At 52.4% G+C, this 19,820-nt stretch carries 24 protein-coding genes and 2 tRNA genes; 9 read left to right on the forward strand and 17 right to left on the reverse strand.

From position 1 onward, the window contains the following. Positions 1–14: 14 nt before the first annotated feature. Positions 15–578, reverse strand: coding sequence for a L,D-transpeptidase (locus tag LOS15_RS07090; RefSeq protein WP_263069134.1), 564 nt, complete (start codon positions 576–578; stop codon positions 15–17). Further along, positions 556–1,233 carry a TetR/AcrR family transcriptional regulator gene (locus LOS15_RS07095; RefSeq protein WP_263069135.1) on the reverse strand — a complete coding sequence of 226 codons (678 nt, stop codon included), beginning with the start codon at positions 1,231–1,233 and terminating at the stop codon, positions 556–558. Before LOS15_RS07095 ends, LOS15_RS07090 begins: the two co-directional genes overlap by 23 nt. 271 nt (positions 1,234–1,504) lie before the next feature. Between LOS15_RS07095 and lexA the strand changes: the two genes are divergently transcribed. Further along, positions 1,505–2,185, forward strand: a complete 681-nt coding sequence (gene lexA, locus LOS15_RS07100; protein ID WP_263069137.1) for a transcriptional repressor LexA — start codon at positions 1,505–1,507, stop codon at positions 2,183–2,185. A gap of 36 nt (positions 2,186–2,221) precedes the next feature. Here the strand turns inward: lexA and LOS15_RS07105 are convergent, their stop codons facing one another. Continuing rightward, entirely contained in the window at positions 2,222–2,893 is a 672-nt protein-coding gene (locus LOS15_RS07105; RefSeq protein WP_263069139.1) for an energy-coupling factor ABC transporter permease, read from the reverse strand. 18 nt (positions 2,894–2,911) lie between these two features. Beyond that, entirely contained in the window at positions 2,912–3,766 is an 855-nt protein-coding gene (purU, locus tag LOS15_RS07110; protein ID WP_263069141.1) for a formyltetrahydrofolate deformylase, read from the reverse strand. Between the two features lie 353 nt (positions 3,767–4,119). Between purU and LOS15_RS07115 the strand changes: the two genes are divergently transcribed. After that, entirely contained in the window at positions 4,120–5,721 is a 1,602-nt protein-coding gene (locus tag LOS15_RS07115) for a ribonuclease J (RefSeq protein ID WP_263069656.1), read from the forward strand. Here LOS15_RS07115 and moaE read toward each other — a convergent pair. From moaE to LOS15_RS07165, 10 genes are all read right to left on the reverse strand, one after another. Beyond that, on the reverse strand, positions 5,718–6,197 hold the full coding sequence (gene moaE / locus LOS15_RS07120) for a molybdopterin synthase catalytic subunit MoaE (RefSeq protein ID WP_263069142.1): 480 nt from the start codon (positions 6,195–6,197) through the stop codon (positions 5,718–5,720). The two genes, LOS15_RS07115 and moaE, sit on opposite strands and share 4 nt — an antisense overlap. A 4-nt stretch (positions 6,198–6,201) precedes the next feature. Beyond that, a complete protein-coding gene (gene moaC / locus LOS15_RS07125) occupies positions 6,202–6,999 on the reverse strand; it encodes a cyclic pyranopterin monophosphate synthase MoaC (protein ID WP_263069144.1) in 798 nt (265 codons plus the stop codon). Positions 7,000–7,012: 13 nt separating this feature from the next. After that, a complete protein-coding gene (mobB, locus tag LOS15_RS07130; RefSeq protein ID WP_263069146.1) occupies positions 7,013–7,564 on the reverse strand; it encodes a molybdopterin-guanine dinucleotide biosynthesis protein B in 552 nt (183 codons plus the stop codon). A gap of 37 nt (positions 7,565–7,601) precedes the next feature. Further along, complete coding sequence (locus tag LOS15_RS07135) at positions 7,602–8,831, reverse strand: uracil-xanthine permease family protein (RefSeq protein ID WP_263069148.1); 1,230 nt, start codon at positions 8,829–8,831, stop codon at positions 7,602–7,604. Positions 8,832–8,920: 89 nt separating this feature from the next. After that, the gene (gene upp / locus LOS15_RS07140; RefSeq protein ID WP_263069151.1) at positions 8,921–9,550 is read right to left on the reverse strand and encodes a uracil phosphoribosyltransferase; all 630 of its coding nucleotides are present in this window, start codon (positions 9,548–9,550) and stop codon (positions 8,921–8,923) included. Between the two features lie 97 nt (positions 9,551–9,647). Continuing rightward, the gene (gene ung / locus LOS15_RS07145; RefSeq protein WP_263069153.1) at positions 9,648–10,331 is read right to left on the reverse strand and encodes a uracil-DNA glycosylase; all 684 of its coding nucleotides are present in this window, start codon (positions 10,329–10,331) and stop codon (positions 9,648–9,650) included. 1 nt (position 10,332) lies between these two features. Further along, a complete protein-coding gene (gene gpt / locus LOS15_RS07150; protein WP_009723428.1) occupies positions 10,333–10,812 on the reverse strand; it encodes a xanthine phosphoribosyltransferase in 480 nt (159 codons plus the stop codon). Positions 10,813–10,820: 8 nt separating this feature from the next. Beyond that, entirely contained in the window at positions 10,821–11,366 is a 546-nt protein-coding gene (locus LOS15_RS07155) for an adenine phosphoribosyltransferase (protein WP_263069155.1), read from the reverse strand. A 34-nt stretch (positions 11,367–11,400) separates the two neighbouring features. Continuing rightward, positions 11,401–12,699: an NCS2 family permease gene (locus LOS15_RS07160; RefSeq protein ID WP_263069157.1), complete on the reverse strand. Its 1,299-nt coding sequence runs from the start codon at positions 12,697–12,699 to the stop codon at positions 11,401–11,403. Between the two features lie 197 nt (positions 12,700–12,896). Continuing rightward, positions 12,897–13,523, reverse strand: coding sequence for a riboflavin synthase subunit alpha (locus LOS15_RS07165; protein WP_263069158.1), 627 nt, complete (start codon positions 13,521–13,523; stop codon positions 12,897–12,899). Positions 13,524–13,985: 462 nt separating this feature from the next. Here LOS15_RS07165 and LOS15_RS07170 point away from each other — a divergent pair, with 462 nt between their 5' ends. The 4 genes from LOS15_RS07170 to LOS15_RS07185 all read left to right on the forward strand — a co-directional run bounded on the left by LOS15_RS07170 (position 13,986) and on the right by LOS15_RS07185 (position 17,123). Then, positions 13,986–15,029, forward strand: coding sequence for a methionine ABC transporter ATP-binding protein (locus LOS15_RS07170; protein ID WP_263069159.1), 1,044 nt, complete (start codon positions 13,986–13,988; stop codon positions 15,027–15,029). Then, a complete protein-coding gene (locus LOS15_RS07175) occupies positions 15,010–15,663 on the forward strand; it encodes a methionine ABC transporter permease (RefSeq protein ID WP_263069161.1) in 654 nt (217 codons plus the stop codon). The genes LOS15_RS07170 and LOS15_RS07175 overlap by 20 nt, the downstream gene beginning before the upstream one ends. 114 nt (positions 15,664–15,777) lie before the next feature. Further along, positions 15,778–16,569 (forward strand): MetQ/NlpA family ABC transporter substrate-binding protein, encoded by a 792-nt coding sequence (locus LOS15_RS07180; protein ID WP_263069163.1) that lies wholly within the window; start codon positions 15,778–15,780, stop codon positions 16,567–16,569. Positions 16,570–16,649: 80 nt separating this feature from the next. Beyond that, on the forward strand, positions 16,650–17,123 hold the full coding sequence (locus tag LOS15_RS07185) for a GAF domain-containing protein (RefSeq protein ID WP_263069165.1): 474 nt from the start codon (positions 16,650–16,652) through the stop codon (positions 17,121–17,123). A 46-nt stretch (positions 17,124–17,169) separates the two neighbouring features. Here LOS15_RS07185 and LOS15_RS07190 read toward each other — a convergent pair. The 3 genes from LOS15_RS07190 to LOS15_RS07200 all read right to left on the reverse strand — a co-directional run bounded on the left by LOS15_RS07190 (position 17,170) and on the right by LOS15_RS07200 (position 18,432). Then, a tRNA-Val gene (locus tag LOS15_RS07190) sits at positions 17,170–17,246 on the reverse strand. Between the two features lie 36 nt (positions 17,247–17,282). Further along, positions 17,283–17,359, reverse strand: a tRNA-Val gene (locus tag LOS15_RS07195). Between the two features lie 350 nt (positions 17,360–17,709). Then, the gene (locus LOS15_RS07200) at positions 17,710–18,432 is read right to left on the reverse strand and encodes an XRE family transcriptional regulator (RefSeq protein WP_263069167.1); all 723 of its coding nucleotides are present in this window, start codon (positions 18,430–18,432) and stop codon (positions 17,710–17,712) included. A 165-nt stretch (positions 18,433–18,597) separates the two neighbouring features. Here LOS15_RS07200 and LOS15_RS07205 point away from each other — a divergent pair, with 165 nt between their 5' ends. Genes LOS15_RS07205 through LOS15_RS07215 form a run of 3 tightly spaced genes read left to right on the forward strand, consistent with a single transcriptional unit; the run spans position 18,598 to position 19,657 of the window. Next, the gene (locus LOS15_RS07205; RefSeq protein ID WP_263069169.1) at positions 18,598–18,936 is read left to right on the forward strand and encodes a transcriptional regulator; all 339 of its coding nucleotides are present in this window, start codon (positions 18,598–18,600) and stop codon (positions 18,934–18,936) included. Positions 18,937–18,938: 2 nt separating this feature from the next. Then, positions 18,939–19,376: a hypothetical protein gene (locus LOS15_RS07210; RefSeq protein ID WP_263069170.1), complete on the forward strand. Its 438-nt coding sequence runs from the start codon at positions 18,939–18,941 to the stop codon at positions 19,374–19,376. Further along, positions 19,373–19,657 carry a hypothetical protein gene (locus LOS15_RS07215; RefSeq protein ID WP_263069171.1) on the forward strand — a complete coding sequence of 95 codons (285 nt, stop codon included), beginning with the start codon at positions 19,373–19,375 and terminating at the stop codon, positions 19,655–19,657. The genes LOS15_RS07210 and LOS15_RS07215 overlap by 4 nt, the downstream gene beginning before the upstream one ends. Positions 19,658–19,820 lie beyond the last annotated feature (163 nt).

Raw genomic sequence — 19,820 nt, forward strand, 5'->3', positions numbered from 1 at the left:
GCAATTTTAGACGATCAATGAGGCGTGTCAAAATTATCAGAGACAGAAACGTAAGCATCGCCTCCATGCAGCCAAACCGACGTACCGGGTCGTGCAAACTGAAAAACCACTAATAAATCGTCATTGCGTAATCGAATACAGCCATGAGAGGCAGGCTCTCCCATCGGTTGATCGGGTGGCGTACCGTGCAAATAAATATAGCGCCGCTGGGAATCCACCTCGCCGCCACGGTTTTTGCCCACTTCTAAGCCGCACAGCCATAAAATCCGCGTCAATATCCAGTCACGGGAGTGATGGGTTTCCGCTAGTTCAGCGGTGTACACCTCACGCGTCCATCGACGGCCGCGAAACACCGCATTTTCTGGCAGGCCATCGCCAATCGCTGCCCGCACATAGTGCCAGCCCTGGGGCGTTTGGCCACTGCCCTCTTGCTGGCCGACACCCGCTTCCCCCGTTGAAATAGCGCATTCATGACGCAGTACTCGCCCCTGCCAACAGCGCAGTTGCTGTCTCTGCGTGTCAATCTCTAGCCAGTGATCGTCTAAAGGCGGTAGCTCAGCTAACGTGGGCGTTCTCATACGGACCTTCTTCTGGTGCAGGGGGTAGCGGTGCATGCATGGCGGCCACCACCACCGGGCGTAAACGTCTTACCAAGTCTCTAACGGTGACCTGCTCGTTGTAGTCTTTAGCAGCGATGTCGCGCAGTGCATCAAGACCCGACAGGGTGAAAATGACGGTACCTAACATGAAGTGTAGCCGCCAAAAGCGCTCCGCATCAGGCAAATCAGGGGTGGCTTGGCGTACCAGCTCAGTGAAGCGTGTAAATACATCGCCATACTCCTGCTGGATATAGCGCCGTAGATGTCCCTGCGCCTGGCTGTATGCGAGCCCCAACAACCGCATGAATACCTTCAAGCTATTCCGCTCTGCAGGCACTGCCAGCACCGTTGATGCCATGGTTTCAAGTAGCACCTCCAACGGTATAGGCGCGCCTTGATGGCGTGCCTCTAGATCATCTAGCGCGGTATGAAACCGTTGTGAAAAAGGCTCCAAGTACCGCGCAAAAACGGCTTGGATAAGCGCTTTTTTCGAACCAAAGTGATAGTTGACCGCCGCTAGGTTAACCCGCGCCTTGCTTGTGATATTGCGCAGCGAGGTTTCGGCAAAACCGCGCTCTGCAAATAGCACCTCTGCGGTATCTAAAATACGCGTTACCGTATCAGACTGCGCCATCGCGCCCTCCAAAAAACAAGTGTTTAAAACATCGCAAAATACTATGTCATTAACTCCCTCGTCTCAATCCTTTATATCCACTCAATCATTCACTACCTGTCACTATTTTTCTCAAAAATTCAAACGCTCGTGCTGTTTTTCACTTACATCAGCAAGCTCTACCGCTAGATAAAGCTCAACCATGTACTGGACAGAGGAACATACTGTATACTTAAACACATACTGATTAGCCGACATGTCGCTACTGTCTTTTCATTTTTTGGAGTTTGTTATGTCGCGTCCACTCACAGCACGTCAGCAGCACGTATTTGATTTCATCGTTAAAACGATGGGTGAATTTGGCTACCCGCCTACGCGCGCAGAAATTGCTAAGGCGCTGGGGTTCCGCTCTCCCAACGCGGCGGAAGAGCACCTGCGCGCGTTAGAACGCAAAGGCGCCATTCGGATTATCCGCAATACATCACGGGGTATCCGCTTGCCTAACCAGGACGCTTCAGAGGTGGCGGAAACTGCCTCACCAACGCCTTCAGCGACCAGTGTGGATACCCAGCTCATCGGGCTACCGGTCATTGGGGAGGTTGCCGCAGGTAGCCCTATTTTGGCAGCCGAGCATATTGACCGTTACTGCCCACTGCCTGCGGAATATTTCACGCCAAAAGCAGATTACCTGCTGCGAGTGCGTGGATTATCGATGAAAGACGTAGGCATCCTAGAGGGCGATTTGTTGGCAGTACACCGCACTGATCGCGTTCGCGATGGGCAAATAGTCGTTGCCAGGCTTGAAGATGAAGTCACCGTTAAACGCTTTAAGCGCCAAGGCCACCAAGTGACCCTGGTGGCTGAAAACGCCGACTTTGCCCCCATTGAAATCGATCTACGCACTCAGCAGCTAGACATAGAAGGGGTCGGCGTTGGGGTTATACGGGGCGGAAACGGGCAGGCATTAGGTTAGCCCTCAGGCTATAGCTATATAGCTGCTCCAGCAGGCTTATTGAGAATCGATATAGCGGTGGTCATTGAACGTGGCCACCCAGCTAGGATGATAGACCAGTAAAATGCTTAACAGCATGCCGGTTAGAAACGCTTCAGAGGGCATCAAAAGCGGCAGGAACCGAGCATACTCCTGAGCAAGATAAACTGCCTCAGGATCCGTCCCAGCCGCTACAATCAACAGCACGGTAACGAGCCCAGCCCCCAGCGTGGCTAACGCAGCACCGAAAAAACCGCATGCAAACATAAATACCATCAAGTTATCAGGCAACCGCCGGTCAACTAGGCGCCACACCAAGCCAATGATAAACGCGGGCACGATACCCGTTATCATGACATTAGCCCCCCAAAGCACCCAATCATTACGCCCTATCACCACCATCGCAATGTTGATCACTGCGTTACTTAGAAGCGCCAGCGGAATTCTAAATACCAGGGTCATTAACACGGTAAAAACAAGGTGAAGCGTCAGCCAATCGACTGCTTGGGCACGCAACTGCCACATCAACATGACGGCCAGCGTAGCACCCAACCAGCGATGCTGAAGTGCGATATCACTGCTCAATACTTGCCAGGGGCGCTGCCATACCACCCAGGCCAACACGCCCAGTGATATTAACCAGGTAAGCACCAGCGCCCAGGGTGCGAGAACACTTTGCGCAAATGACATGGAGGCCCCTAACAGTGGTTAACTAAATACAATCGTTTTATTACCGTGGATCAGCACGCGATCCTCAAGATGCCAACGTAACCCTCTTGCCAGTACCGCTTTCTCAACATCTCGGCCAAAACGCACTAGATCGGTAGGTGTATGGCAGTGGCTTACGCGATGAATATCCTGTTCGATGATAGGCCCTGCATCCAGTTCTTCGGTGACATAATGGCAGGTGGCCCCAATGAGTTTGACGCCGCGTTCGAAAGCTTGGTGATACGGTTTTGCGCCAGCAAACGAGGGCAGAAAACTGTGATGAATATTAATCACTCGCCCAGCATACCGCTCGCACAGCGCAGGAGGCAGGATTTGCATATAGCGAGCTAAAACGACGCAATCAGCGCGTACGCTATCAATTTGGGCCTGCACTTTCTCGAACGATGCCTGCTTGTTAGCCGCATCGACGGGCACATGGTGATAAGGAATACCGTACCACTCCGTCAGCGAACGCATATCTTCATGGTTAGAAATTACACCCACAATATCGCAATCAAGCTCACCGGCCTGCCAACGGTAAAGTAGATCCACCAAGCAGTGCGACTCCCGCGACACCATTAACACGACGCGACGACGCTTTTGGGTATCCATTAATGACCACTGCATATTGAACGCGTCTGCTACAGGTTCAAAAGAGGTGCGCAGCGCCTCGGCAGACATACCCAGCGAATCCGCTAAAATTTCATAACGCATAAAAAACCGGCCTGTTTCAAGGTCGGAGTGCTGGCTTGCTTCAGTAATTGACCCCCCCTGCTCGGCAATAAAGCTGGAAACACGCGCTACAATGCCCACTTGGTCGGGGCAGGAAACAACAAGACGATAATAGTGCGACATAGATAGCTATCTCTTAATTGGTACTTTTAAAAGGTGCTTTTTATAGGGGCTTTGATAAGTGCTTTTTTAATAAGCAGCTTTGATCGGCACACGTAACTTATTTCAATGGCATGCTTACGCTTCATTAGCTGATGCTATGAGCACCGCTTCAACCGCTCTAGTGTACCGGAAGCCCATAAGGTAAGCACCGGGCGGAGGCCATGATGATTGTTAGCCGCCCCTGCCTTCCCGTATAGTTAAGGTCTTACTTTTTAGGCTTTTCGTGACTAATGCATCCAACACGCGCTCTACTTCGTCCCCGTCGTCGCCCACCACTGCGCCTGCTTCCGCTGGGCGGGTGCGGTGAAATTGGAATGAATCTGACGCTGTATGGATACGACGATCAATGGATCGCCGTCGACTGCGGCATGATGATTCGTCAAGATTTACCCAATGCCCCCTTGCAAGTCCCGAATACGGACACCCTGGAAACGTTAGGCATCAAGCCGCAGGCACTTTTCATTACCCATGGGCACGAAGACCACATCGGCGCCGTTGCCTGGTTATGGCCTAAGTGGAACTGCCCGATTTATGCAACGCCACTGGCGGCTGGCTTGCTGCGTCTGAAATTTGCAGAGCGTCAGTTAAGCAGCGGTGCTATCCACGTCATTGAGCCGGGCGATGCCATGCAGCAGGGCCCCTTTACGCTGCGCTACTTATTGCTTACTCACTCCATTCCGGAAAGCTGCGCCATTATGATGATGGCGGGCGAATATCGTGTTCTGCATAGCGGTGACTGGAAACTGGACCCTGAGCCGTTAATCGGTTCGCCGGTGAATGCAGCGAATTTCCGAGCCCTAGCGCCGATTGATTTGCTAGTGGGCGATTCGACTAACGCCCCGATGCCCGGCCATTCGGGAAGCGAAGGCGATGTCGCCAGAGCACTCGTCAAAACCCTCGAAAAGTGTACCGGCCGCGTTGTGGTCTCATGTTTTGCCAGTAATTTAGCGCGGGTGTTGGCTATCGGCCTTGCCGCCCAACGCTGCGGTCGTCGTGTCAGCCTGATGGGGCGCTCGATGGAGCGTATGGTCAGTGTTGCTAAGGGCCTGGGCTACTTAGATGACTTTCCACCGCTGGTGCCCCCCCATGACCTTGGCTACCTGCCGCCTGATGAAGTCGTGGTGATTGCAACAGGCAGCCAGGGAGAGCCGCGGGCTGCCTTACAACGCTTAGCCCAAGGACGGCATCCCTTTATGGATTTAGCACCAGGCGATAGCGTTATTTTTTCCGCCAAAGCAATACCGGGAAACGAGCGGCCCATTGAACAGCTTAAAAGACGCCTCTCCAAAATCGGCGTGACCCTGTTTGATGAAACGAATCACCCAGAGCTACATGCCACTGGCCACCCCGCCCAAGAAGAGCTGAAAAAGTTCTATCAGTGGGTAAGGCCAAAATCACTTTTGCCCGTACACGGGGAAGCGCGGCACCAAGAATCCCATCAAGCCGTTGCCGCCTCTCTCGGCATCAGCGCCCCGCTGGCACCGACAAACGGTGATATGATCGTTTTTGACAACCAGGGCTTGCGCTGCGAGCAGCGCTATCCACAACTACCCTGCATTGTGAATCAAAATAGCGTCATCCCTCACCCTGGCCTCGACACTTCTTCCTCAAAAGCACGGCGTGGTAGCCTATTCCTTGCGTTACCCGTTACAGCAAGCGAAACCGGTTGGTGGCGGATAGGGCGTTTAATGCTTGATGCCAGTAGCGCAAGCCCCCTTGACGAAGAGAGCTTTAGCGATTGGCTGGATACGCAGCTAGAGGACATTAAAGCTGACACGTTAGCCGATTTACGCTTGGCGCTTCAGCCACGTCTTATTCAGTGGTTAGCAGACCACTGCCAACATATGCCAGACGTGCATTTGCAAATAATGGCCGCCGAAATGCCCTCCACTGAGGGGCTTAATAGCTCGTCTTAAGGGACGGGTGCCCAGCGGTCGGCATCCTGCTGATCGCTATGGCGCTCTTTAACCCAGTACGCCCCCTCTCGGGAGTGCTCTTTTTTCCAAAATGGCGCTCGGGTTTTCAAATAATCCATAATGAAATCGCAGGCGTTAAACGCATCCCGGCGATGAGCACTGGCAACGAGCACCCGAACAATCGGGTCGCCTGGTGCCAAATGCCCTACCCGATGAATAATCCTCACGGCTTGCAGTGACCAACGCTCCCACGCCTGCTCACCAATCTCGACTAGCGTCCGCTCCGTCATTCCTGGGTAATGCTCAAGCGTTAGCCCCATGACATCGGGGGTTTCGTTAAAGTCCCTTACCAAGCCCGTAAAACTAACGATGGCCCCAATGTCGGTACGCTGTTGAAGCGTTGTCTCATAGCCATAATCCATTGAGAACGGCGCTGACTGTACCTCGACCGCAATATCTAAGACTGCTTCAGCCATAGGGCTAGCCTCCCGTTACTGGCGGAAAGAAGGCAACTTCATCATCATCGGTGATACGCGACGTATCATTGGCCATCACTTGATTGATCGCGCAGAGCGCCCGCTGATCAGAGAGCACGCTAAAGCGCGCATCCTGCTCGGCTAAAGCAGCTTTCAAACCTGCTACGTCTCGGCTCGCTAACTGGTCAAGGTTGATCGTGATATCGCTCTGACCTACTCGCTCACGCAGCTCTGCTAAAAACTTGACTCGCACACAGGGAGACATACAGCGCTCGCCTAAACGCACCTCACCTGCTGCTCCTTCACCGGTTACAATAGGCGCTGCAGCGGGTACACGCTGGTAGTCACCGCGCACACCACCGCGTTTACTCTCAAGCTGAACGGCCTCGATACGCATCTCTTTGTCTACGGCCTTACACATATCGTAAAGCGTCAAACAAGCCACAGAGACAGCGGTCAGCGCTTCCATTTCTACACCCGTGCGGCCATTGAGCCGGCACAGTGCCGACACATTTACCCAGCCGTTGAGATGGTCAACGTCAAAGTCAACCGACACTTTCGAAAGCGCCAGCGCATGGCAGAGCGGAATCAGCTCATGGGTTCGTTTCGCTGCCTGAATACCCGCGATTCGCGCCGTTGCCAGCACATCTCCTTTCGGCAGTGCGCCATCACTTAACAGCTGAAGAGTTTCTGGCTGCATCACTATGCGGCCAGAGGCTACCGCTTCGCGGCGCGTTTCATGCTTATCACCGACGTCTACCATATTGGCTTCGCCGTGGGTATTGAGGTGCGTTAGCTGCATAACATTACCTTTTTTAAAAAGCTGCGGTGCGAGTTTGCTCATTCACCCAGCCAATCACCCACTGAGCCACCGCTTCAATATCATCAAGATTCAGGTGCACGACCGTTTCGCTTAATGCCACAGGCGCTGGCCCGCTAGTGGCCACCGCCTGCACCCACGCATCGCTTACAATAGCCGGATCGCCTATCCCCTCACGATAGAGCACAAGCTTAGGGATGGGCCAAGCTTTGAAACCCTCAACAATCACAAGATCAGGCTGATGGGGTGTCATCAATGCCAGTAGCTGGCTCAAGTCGGGCTCTTTTTGACCGGGGGTTTCTTGCATTAACGCGAAACGTTCCCGGGAAGCAATCAGCATAGGCGCAGCACCGGCTTGGCGCAGCTGGTAGCTATCCTTACCGGGCTTGTCTATATCAAAACTGTGGTGGGCATGCTTAATCACGCCCACTACTAGCCCATCTGCACGCAAACGCGGTAATAGCTGGGTTAATAGCGTGGTTTTGCCTGTGCCGCTCCACGCCGCAACGCCTAATACTGGAAACGGGCTATCGCTTAAGGTTCTCATTACCGGCACCGTTGTCTTGTCTAGCGTTTCAATAAGGCTATTCACCCTCTTTTTCAGCGGGTAGCAGCCAGTTTAACGCAATGCCCACCAGTGCCGCCAAACTAACGCCTTGCAAGGTAAATTGACCACCACCGAACTGCATCCCGCCAATACCGAATACTAAAATTAACGACACGACGACCAAGTTGCGAGCTGCCGTCAGCGACTGACCGGCTCGAACCAGCGTGTTCATCCCTACCACCGCGATAGAACCAAAGAGGAGCGTCATGATCCCTCCCATCACAGGACCGGGAATGGTTTGCAAAAATGCGCCCAATTTGGCTACAAATGCCAAAATAATGGCAATAACGGCCGCCACCACCATGTAACGAGGATTAAAAGCCCGCGTAAGCGTGACGGCACCGGTCACTTCCGAATAAGTCGTGTTAGGCGGCCCACCCAATAAAGCGGCCGTGGTGGTAGCGAGGCCATCACCAAGTAGTGTGCGATGTAAGCCGGGTTTTTCTAAATAGTTCTTACGGGTTACCGAGCCAATCGCCACCATATCACCAATGTGCTCTACCGCTGGCGCAATCGCTACTGGAATCATGAAAAGAATCGCGGCCCAGTGAAAGCTGGGAGCAGTAAAACTAGGCAGCGCCACCCACGCCGCATTATGCACCGGGGAAAAATCCACCACGCCCATGATCAATGCCAAGATATACCCCGTGGCAATCCCCCCCATGATAGGCACGAGGCGCAGTATCCCACGTCCAAATACCGCTAGCACCAGCGTAACCAGTAGGCTTGCCATTGATAGAAAAAGCGCCTGACCATACCCAATATTATCGCTGGTTTCCCCCGTGGCCATGCTCACCGCCACCGGCGCCAAAGCAAGGCCAATCACCATAATCACAGGGCCTACCACCACAGGCGGCAGCAACCGGTGTAGCCAGGCCGTCCCCTTCAGACGTACTGCCTGTGAAATAACCACATACACCAATCCCGCTGCCATCAAGCCCCCCATTGTTGCGGGCACCCCAAAGCTGGCTATCGAGCCTTGAATCGGTGCAATGAAGGCAAAAGAGGAGGCGAGAAAGACAGGAACGGTCTGTTTGGTAACGCCATGAAACACAAGCGTTCCCACCCCAGCGGTGAAAAGCGCAACGCTTGGATCCAGACCCGTTAATAGCGGCACTAACACAAGCGCACCAAACGCTACAAACAGCATTTGCGCACCGGTTAGCAGCGTCTTAGGCCACGACTCAGGATTAGCAGTGTTACTCATTTTAAAGTTCCCAATGATCAATGTTGTGTAGTAACGGCCAAAAAAATGCCCCTAACGCAAAGCGCAAGGGGCAATGTAGGTCAGCGCGCTTAGCGCGTTCCAAATATCTTGTCGCCAGCATCTCCCAAACCGGGCACGATGTAGCCATTTTCATCGAGCCGGTCATCTACTGACGCGGTATAGATCTCAATCTCTGGGTAAGCATCTTGAACCCGCTTAATGCCCTCCGGCGCTGCCACCAATACAATCACCTTCATATGCTCGCAGCCACGTTCACGCAGCATATCCAGAGTGGCAACCATTGAGCCACCGGTTGCAAGCATCGGGTCGATAACAATTGCCATGCGCTCTTCAATATCATTGGCAAATTTGGCAAAGTACGGCACCGGCTGGAGTGTCTCTTCGTCCCTGTAAAGCCCCACTACGCTGACTCGGGCACTGGGAATAAGATCAGTGACACCCTCCAGCATCCCCAATCCCGCGCGTAAAATAGGGACGATCGTTACTTTTTTACCTTTCAAACGGCGCGTTGCAATCGGCTCATTGTTCCAGCCTTGAATCTCATGATCCTCAAGCTCTAACCCCTTGGTTGCTTCATAGGTCAGAAGCTTTGCCACTTCACCTGCTAGTTCACGGAAGCTCTTGGTGCTTAAATCGGCTTCACGCATCAGTCCCAGTTTGTGTTGAACAAGCGGATGGTTAATGGCGTAGACACTCATGGGACTTCCTCACTGCAGGAGTTTCAGGATGACGACCTTCGTCGCATCGACAGGCTTACAAAATTGCGCGCCATTCTACCCGCAACTGACCGTTAGGTTAAGGGGTTTCTGGCAATTGCCACTCAATCGGGGAGCGTCCGTTCTCCACTAGAAATTGATTTGCACGTGAAAAGTGCCGGTTTCCAAAAAAGCCGCGATGTGCCGAAAGCGGCGAAGGGTGCGGGGATTCCAACACCAAGTGGCGCGCTTGATCAATCAGGGCCTTCTTCTGGCGCGCATGGCTGCCCCACAACAGGAACACACACGGTTCTGCATGCCGACTGACGGTTTCAATCGCGCAATCGGTAAAGTGCTCCCACCCTTTACCACGGTGTGAAGCAGCATTCCCCCGCTCAACCGTTAATACGGTGTTAAGTAGCAACACGCCCTGCTTTGCCCACGGCTCTAAAAAGCCATGACGCACGGGGGTAAACCCAACGTCAGAAGCTAGTTCTTTGTAAATATTGACTAAAGAAGGGGGCACCTGGATACCCGGCTGCACCGAAAAACACAACCCATGCGCTTGGTTAGGGCCGTGATAAGGATCTTGTCCTAAAATAACCACTTTCACAGAGGCTAAAGGTGTCAGCTCGAACGCACGAAACCAGTGCGATGAGTGCGGGTAAATCACTTTTTTAGCTGATTTTTCTTGAGCCAAAAATGCTTTCAGGGCTGACATGTAGTCAGCCTGAAATTCTTGCCCAAGCCATTGATTCCAATCGTCGGGTAGCGGATTAGCCATACTACTTCTTCAGTTGGTCTGCCAGCGGCTCAACGTAAGCAATGCCCATATCCCAGGGGAACTGAATCCAGCACTGCTGAGCCACTTCGGTAAGGTATTGATCCACCAGCGGGCGACCTTCGGGTTTGGCATACATCGTTACAAAATGCGCCTTCGGCAGCATCTCGCGAACAGCACGAGCGGTTTTACCTGTATCGACCAAGTCATCTACCAGCAACCAGCCATCACCGTCATGGTCAACGCCTTTCATGATGTCCAATCCGCCTTGATCCATATGGTCATAGCTTTTAATACAAACGGTATCGATCAAACGGATATTTAACTCACGGGCGATAAGCGCTGCAGGGATTAATCCACCGCGAGTAATCGCAACGATACCTTTGAAATCGCGCTCGATTAACTGATGACACAACTGACGTACATCACGGTGCAATTGATCCCAGGAAATGGTGAAGTGCTGATGATAGCGTTCGCTGCTCATAAGGGGTGTTACTCGTCTTCGGTGAATGAACATACCGCGAATACGCTATAGCCAGCATCGCGAATTTTCTGGGAGCCGCCCAGCTCAGGCAGATCGATGATGGTTGAGGTTTCCACCACGTGCCCACCAGAACGTTGAATTAGGTTAGCGGCAGCTAGCATGGTACCGCCAGTAGCAATCAAATCATCCATCAGCAAAATGCGATCATTTTCCTGAAACGCATCAGAATGGAGCTCCACTTCAGAGTGGCCGTACTCAAGCGTGTACGTTTCACTGATCGTCTTGAAGGGCAACTTCCCCTTCTTGCGAACGGGAACAAAGCTACAGCCCAGCTCGTAGGCCAAAGGTGCACCGATAATAAAGCCACGGGCATCGATAGCCGCGATGGCATCTAAGTTCATTTCCTGGTAGCGATGCACAAAGCTATCGATCAGCTTACGAAAGGCAGCACTATTCTGCAGTAGCGGTGTGATATCACGAAAATTTACGCCCTGCTCTGGCCAGTCAGGAACCGTGCGAATAACGGACTTAATGTAGTCGCCGTAGATGCTCATCGCGTCTCTCATTGATTAAAGATAAAGCGGGTCATTAACCCAGGAAAAGAAACTTTGCTGTAAACAGCAGTGCTAGCGCTATAACGGCAGGGTTCAAATCGCTAAACCGTCCCGAGAGCGCCTTAATCGCCACATAGCTAATAAAACCAAGCGCAATTCCCTCCGCGATTGAGAAAGTTAGCGGCATCGCCAGGGCAGCAATCAGTACAGGCGCCGCATCGGTAGGGTCTTCCCAATTAGCGTGAGCTAAGCTACCTGCCATTAAAACGGCCACGTACAGAAGCGCCCCGGCCGTCGCATAAGCAGGAATAGAACCTGCTAACGGTGCGAAGAAGAGACTAATCAAAAACAGCAGACCGACTACAACAGCCGTTAAACCTGTACGGCCACCGGATGCGATACCTGCCGTTGATTCAATGTAGCTCGTCGTTGTCGAAGTACCTAATGCAGCACCTGCCATCGACGCAGTACTGTCGGCCATCATAGCGCGACCAATACGCGGCAACTTGCCATTTTCATCCAGCAGTTTGCCACGATGCGCCACACCTACCAGCGTGCCTGATGTATCAAATAGATCCACAAACAAGAAGGCAAAAATCACGCTTAGCATGGCCACATCCAGTGCGCCCATCAAATCCATCGCCATAAAGGTAGGCGCAACCGAGGGTGGCATCGACATAATGCCACCGTACTGATTATGGCCGAACAGAATCGCAAGAACTGTAACCCCTAAAATGCCGATCATCACCGCCCCCGTTACGCGCAGGTAAGAAAGCGCCGTGATAACGAAAAAGCCCAACAAAGCATACAGCGCAGGAGGCTGTGATAGGTCACCCAGCGCCACATAAGTCGCTGGATTGGCCACTACAATGCCGGCATTTTTCAGTGCGATCATCGCAAGGAACAGACCAATACCCGCGGCAATACCTAAACGCAGTGAGAGTGGAATAGAATTAATGATCCATTCGCGAACTTTAAAAATACTCAGCAGAAAAAACGCAAAGCCCGAGAAGAAGACAGCGCCTAATGCTGCTTCCCAGGTATAGCCCATTCCCAGCACCACACCGTAGGTGAAGAAGGCATTGAGCCCCATGCCCGGTGCTTGCGCGATGGGATAGTTTGCCCAAAGCCCCATGACAAAACAGCCAATGGCAGCAGCGACACAGGTCGCAACAAATACTGCCCCGTAATCCATTCCCGCCTCCGAGAGAATACTCGGATTGACAAAAATGATATAAGCCATCGTAAGAAACGTGGTGAACCCCGCAATCACCTCGGTCTTTACATTGGTCTTCTGCTCGGTGAGCTTGAAGTAGTTGTCCAGAAGTTTCATGTCGTTTTTATCCTTCGCGCTTACGCTGAATGCGTCCCTTGATGCGAGAAAAGCCGCACATACTACCTAAAGGCTCTGCGCGTTGCGAGTGCCCCGTGTGCCGCTAACGTTAGTGAGAATACCCCACCATCTATTATGAATAGCAAACTTCGGGCCATGAGCTAACCGATCGGTCAACGGTAAGGCAAAATATTCAATTAACGATGAGTTGCTAGCACCCTTTCAACAGTCTCAACAATGACCTGGGTTTGCGGGTCAATCTCGATATTCACCCAATCGCCTAACAGCCGATCTTTTAAAACGGTGCGCGCCAGCGTCTCTGGTATCAGGTTGACACTAAACTCAACGCCAGCACCATCGACCGCTGGACGCACGTCACCTACCGTCAGGCTAATACCATCAACTCCAATGTACCCCTTCTCAAAGACAAACTTCGCGACTTTCTCGGGCAGTGAAAACCACAGCCGACGATTGTTCGGCGCTTCTTCTATCGCCACCACACTGGCCATACAAATAATGTGACCCGACATAGAGTGTCCGCCAATCTCATCCCCAAAGCGCGCTGCACGCTCTATGTTGACGCACTGTCCTGGTGCGACTGCACCAAGATTCGTCAAGCGCAACGTTTCACGCATCAGATCAAAGCTGACATTTTCACCGTCTATCTCAGTGACCGTCAGGCAAACACCATTGTGGGCTACCGACGCACCGATAGTGAGCCCTTGGCGCAAAGCCTCCGGCAGTGCGACGACATGAGTGCGAAACTCTTCCAGCTCTTTAACAGCGACAACTTCAGCCACACCTTGCACGATGCCAGTAAACATATTGCGATGCCCTCTTTCTCTACGTCTTAAAGACAGAACAGGTACTAAAATTTTCGTGCAAGCTTACTACTAATACACAGGCCTTGTGCAGCTAGAAGCTTTAACACAAGCGTTGAAACGGTTTTTTCTGATAATGAGCCGCCGTAACGTCAGCTGCCAGAATTAAACACTAAAAAAAAGCTGCAAATCAGGCAATAAACCTAACCCATGGCATCAAAACATGAAATAGAACGGTACTGATTGACAACCTCTTTATCACTCTTTAGACTTTCGCCGCAAATGTGTAATGACGCCGATTTGTACCCAGATTGCGGGCGTCCACTGAGCCAACGGCTTGGTGAAGTGCAGCTAAAAGGGTGTGTCCAGCGTTGATGGCCACCCGCAAGGGTGGCCTTTTTTTATTTCCCGCCCTACGCTTGCTCCCTCGCACTCCGTCTTCGGCCTACCAGTAAGGCAGACGCTATGATCGAAATTAGCAACGTTAGTAAAACCTACGGCACTGGCAGTAGTGCCGTCCATGCCCTAAAAGACGTCAATTTAACGATTCCCAAAGGTACTATTCACGGCGTTATTGGCCTTTCAGGCGCAGGCAAATCAACCCTTATCCGCTGCGTGAACCTGCTTGAACGACCAAGCACCGGTAGCGTGTCCGTCGATGGTCAGGAAATGACTCGCCTTAGCCGCGGCGAACTAAACCGCGCGAGGCACCGCATCGGCATGATTTTCCAGCACTTCAACCTGCTCACAACGCGCACGGTCTTTGACAATGTCGCCCTGCCTCTTGAGCTAATGGGCGAAAGCCGCAGCGCCATAAAGGAACGCGTATTACCGCTTCTGGAGCTAGTGGGCTTATCTGATAAAGCCAAGCAGTACCCGGCCCAGCTTTCAGGTGGCCAAAAGCAGCGTGTCGCCATCGCCCGCGCACTGGCTAGCAAACCCAACGTATTACTGTGCGATGAAGCGACCTCAGCGCTTGACCCCCAGACCACCAGCTCGATCCTTGAGCTGCTCAGAGAAATTAACCAGCAGCTCGGCATTACCATTTTGCTGATCACGCATGAAATGGAAGTTGTAAAATCCATTTGCCACCGAGTAAGCCTTATCTCCGACGGTGAGTTAGTCGAGGACGCGGAGGTCGGTGACTTCTTCACTGCGCCTAACACACAGCTAGGCCGTGAGTTCCTGAATGACTTTTTGCAGCTAAGCCCACCTAAAGAGCTGATCGAGCGTTTAAGCGACACACCCAGCGAGCACACACACCCCGTTGTTCGGCTAACGTTTTCGGGTGATGCGGTTTCGACGCCGCTTATTTCACGCTTAGCGCGGGAGTGCAGTGTTGACGTCAGCATACTCCAAGCAAAGGTCGAGTCTATTCAAGACCGTACGCTGGGGCTAATGATCGCCGAACTGCTTGGCAGTCCCGCGCAAACTCAGGAAGCAATGGCATATTTAGAAGCACACCAACTACAGGTAGAGGTATTAGGTCATGTCCAGCGCAATGTTTGATCTTATATTACAGGCCACGCTGGATACGCTTTACATGGTGGCCATTTCAGGCGTGATCGCCACCCTGCTCGGCCTACCGCTTGGCGTCATGCTTTACGTGACTCGCCCTAGGCAGATACTCGCGATGCCCGTGTTAAATCAAGTGCTAGGCATTGTTACCAATATTGGCCGCTCCATCCCCTTTATCATTTTGATGGTGGCGATTATCCCGTTCACGCGCATGCTGGTAGGCACGTCTATCGGCATTAATGCTGCCTCAGTGCCGCTGACCATTGCCGCCATCCCTTTTGTGGCACGCTTAATCGAAGGGGCACTTAACGAAATCTCCCCGGGGCTTATTGAATCCGCTCAATCAATGGGTGCCACCCCCTGGCAGATCATTACCAAAGTGCTGATTCCCGAAGCCAGGGGCGGCATCATCACAGGGTTAACGATTACCCTTGTGACACTGGTCAGCTACTCTGCCATGGCGGGCGCTGTGGGTGGTGGTGGTCTTGGTGATTTAGGCATTCGCTATGGCTATAACCGCTTCAACCCCACCATTATGTTGATTACCGTTGTTATTCTGGTGGTTATGGTTCAAGGCTTTCAAAGCCTGGGTGACTATTTGGTGCGCAAAAGTGACCGCAAGTGATAATAGCCTGCGCCTTTTATTGCTATAGCCGAATATAACCAAAACGCATTAGAATTTTGTTTTTTATTGCTTCATAATCACACCTAACATTGACTGTGCCACAGGAGTGACACCATGCAAAAACTACTTATTGGCAGCCTGACTGCCTTAGCCCTGGCAGTAAACGTTGCCAACGCAGAAACACGCACTATCAAAATGGGTACGGTCGCAGGCCCAGAAACCGAAGTCATGGAAGTGGCAGCTCGGATTGCGAAAGAAGAGTATGGCCTAAACGTAGAGATCATTGAGTTTACCGACTACGTTACCCCTAACGCTGCACTCGCTGATGGCAGCTTAGACGCCAACGCCTACCAGCACGAACCCTACCTTCAAGCGATGGTCAATGACCGTGGCTATGACCTTGCCATTGCGGGTTACACCTTTGTTTACCCGATTGGCGCTTACTCTGAAAAATACGACAGCATCGAAGAGCTGCCCGATGGCGCTCAAATTGCACTGCCCAACGACCCATCTAATGAAGGTCGCGCACTTATTCTGATGCACAACCAGGGCCTGATCACACTGAATGATCCGAGCAACCTGGAAGCCACCCCTATCGATATCGCTGAAAATCCGCGCAACTTCCGTTTCCGCGAAATCGAGGCAGCACAGCTACCTCGCGTACTACCCGACGTGGACATGGCGTTCATTAATAATACCTTCGCCCAACCGGCTGGCCTGAGCCTTGATGACGCACTCATCAAGGAAGGCCCCGAATCTCCCTACGTCAACTTAATTGCAGTACGGGGCGGCGATGAAGAGCGCGAAGATATTCGTCAACTGGTTGACGCTTACCAGCGCGATGAAGTCATCGAAAAAGCAGAAGAGCTGTTTAAGGGTGCCGCCGTTCCTGGCTGGATTGAATAAACAGTAAAGGCGTACTTTAGCCATTTCATCAGGCCAGCCTAAGGGCTGGCCTGATCTGTTTAACTGCATGAGGAATTTCTATGCATAGCGTGGATTATGCGCTGCTGAACCGGCAGCTTAACGCCCTGCTAGATACACGTGACTGGCTAACCAACAGTGCACAAACCTGCGCGTTCATTTACCACGCGCTAGATGACTTGAATTGGGTAGGGGTTTATCTCCAGCGCCAGCCCAGCCAGCTCTGCCTTGGCCCTTTTCAGGGCAAGCCTGCGTGCCACCCAATCCCCTTCAGCAAAGGCGTGTGCGGAGCCGCAGCTCGCCAAAAAGCCACCCAGCGCGTTGATGACGTGCACGCTATTGCCGACCATATTGCTTGCGATGCCGACTCCCGCTCAGAGCTCGTGGTTCCCATCGTGATTGATGGCCACCTTTGGGGCGTCCTTGATTTAGACAGCCCCCAACTCGCGCGTTTTAGCCAAGAAGATCAGGCAGGAATTGAGGCACTGGTGGCAACATTTATCCGCCAGACAGACCTACCACGCTTTATCCACTAGCCATAAAAAAAGCCCCATGCTATAGAGCATGGGGCTTTTAAGTATCTGGTAGGACCAGGCGGATTTGAACCGCCGACCTCCACGATGTCAACGTGGCGCTCTAACCAACTGAGCTATGGTCCTAGATATACATCTAAAAGTAACGGTGTGCAGACAGTATGGTAGGACCAGGCGGATTTGAACCGCCGACCTCCACGATGTCAACGTGGCGCTCTAACCAACTGAGCTATGGTCCTGCTGCGCAACGGATGCGTATTCTACGGCTTTATAGCTGAATTGCAAGTAGTTTCCATCCCTTCGAGAATGAGAAAAAAGAAAGCTCTCTTGCCAATTGCACGGGCAGATCGACACTTATGTGGGTTAGCAGGAGATATGGCACAGCGGTCTAATGTGGGACTATAAACAACAAATAGGGATAAGCTGGGATGAGAGGCGAAGTTTAGAGCCATAAATTCATAGGGTTACGAACACAACTCCAGTATATAGCGCGAGCAGATTAGACACCAACAGTGCCAAAGACATGCAAATTGAAAAAGAGGCCGTTCCTACGTGGAGCGGCCTTTTTTGTTGGATGTTTGGCACTGCCTCACAACCACCCAGCAGACCACACGGCGCGCCCAATGATGTCTAGCTCGTGCAGTTGATCCTGGGGCACCAGCACTTTGTCATATTCCTTATTCGCACTGATGATCGAAATGCCATTGAACTGGCGCTGCAGCCGCTTGGCGTAAAGGTGTCCATCCAGCCGCAAGATATAGATACCCTCGCCCTCAATCGTCGTCCTGGTGTGATCAATCAATACCGTGTCGCCGCTGTGAAGCACCGGTTCCATCGAGTCCCCATCAATACGGATCGCCGAGAGGTGATCCGGCGTTAGCCCCTGCTTGCGCAGCGAATAGCGCGTAAAGCTGATATGTGTCAACACACGGCAGTTCTCGTTCCAAGCCCCATCACCCGCGCTGCACTGCGCGTCATACAGCGGAACAAAGGCATAGTCTTCCATGCCAGGAACTTCCGTAACCAGCTCTACATCACGTCTTGCTGTGCCTTTTGATCCCTCGCCAGTCATAAGCCACAGGAGATCAACCCCCATCGCATCCGCCAACTTGATCAGTACTTTACGAGTTGGCTCCCCGCCTTTTAGGTAACGCTGAAGACCTCCCTGAGAGATGCCAGCCTTTCTCGCTAAAGCATTCGCACTGCCTTCTATAGAAGTCAGCTCGCGCAAGCGATCTACGAAACCTGTGTCGCTTTCATCTTCTATGACCGAACTTGAAAGAGTTTGCTGATCGTCCGCGTCTACTTTCATGTTTTATAACTACCTGATATTAAAAAAATATATTTTATGGAACTAGAAAACGAGCTTTTTAGAACATGAAAAGCTTCTATAGCGCTTGATTTTCAACTTCTATAGCACTATGTTTATGGGGAACGACAGGTTAGACACCCCAAAAAACGCCACCGAGGTGACGCCATGAGCCACGAAATTCCTATCAATCCTGCCCAGCGTTGGGAGTGGTTGAAATACCGTCTCCGCAGCCAGGGTTCTAGCTTGCGCAAGTTAAGCGACGAACTGGGCGTTACAGGCAATGCCGTGCAATTGGTGAAGTACACACCCTACCCACGTATGGAGCGCGCTATCGCCAAAAAGCTTGGGCTAGCTCCCCATGCCATTTGGCCAGAGCGCTGGAACCATGACGGCACCCCGTGCCGTGAACGGCCCAACCGTGCCGAAAAGCGCAATGACACATTATGTGAACAGCATAGCGTTTCTAACGTTTCGGCGCATCGTCAAATGGCGCAGGGAGCATAGCCATGAAGCGCGTCAAAGATACCCAAACATTAGACATCTTTGAGGTACCTGAGCCGGTCACACCACTGCCAGGCAGCGGTAACTATGCCGCCCAGGTCAGCGAGCTGGCAGGGGTAGTGCTGAAAGAGTGCCCGGTAGACCGCTACGAGATTGCCGCGCAAATGAGCCGCCTATCAGGTGACGACGTTTCCAAGCACATGCTGGATGCGTGGTCGAGTCCAGGCCGCGCCGACCACAACATTCCTTTCTACCGCATTCCACTTTTGGAAGAGGTCTGCCAGAGCCACGTCTTCACCGACTGGATCGTCCACTTACGCGGCGGGCGCGTTGCCTATGGCCGTGAAGCGCTAGCTGCCGAATACGGGAAGCTTTCCCGCATTCAGGAGCGGGTAAATGCGGATCTGCGCAAGCTGAAAAAGCTGATGGGAGAAGAGGAATGAAGCTCTCCGATAACAGCACTTACATCCCCCACGATGAAGCTGACCTTCCGTTTAATCGTCCCCGCGCTGCTGATGAAGCGTATGGGCATGAGTTTGTAACATGCGGTCTAGCTGAGCTTGTTGAGCGTCGAAAGATCGAACAACGGCAGCGGCTAGTTGAGCGTGTGCGTCGTTACTATCGCGAGAATCCTGCCGAGCAGCCCACTTCTGAATCGATTCATGAAACTGTTTGTGCGTTATCTCCTGCCGCATTTGCCGCTCAAGCTGGAGATAAGCAATGAGATCCGTTTGCGCATCAACAGTGCTTTGTAACTGCTCAAGCCATTCTCGGACGATGACGGGAACCGCCCGCATTAACTCCTCATATTCTGCGCCATCTTTTCCCATTGGGCGTTCCTCTAAGGGTGATTTGGGTTTGGGTTGCACCTCCCAATCTACCGCAGA

Origin of the sequence: Halomonas sp. 7T (assembly GCF_025643255.1) — a bacterium.
Classification (GTDB): Bacteria; Pseudomonadota; Gammaproteobacteria; order Pseudomonadales; family Halomonadaceae; genus Vreelandella.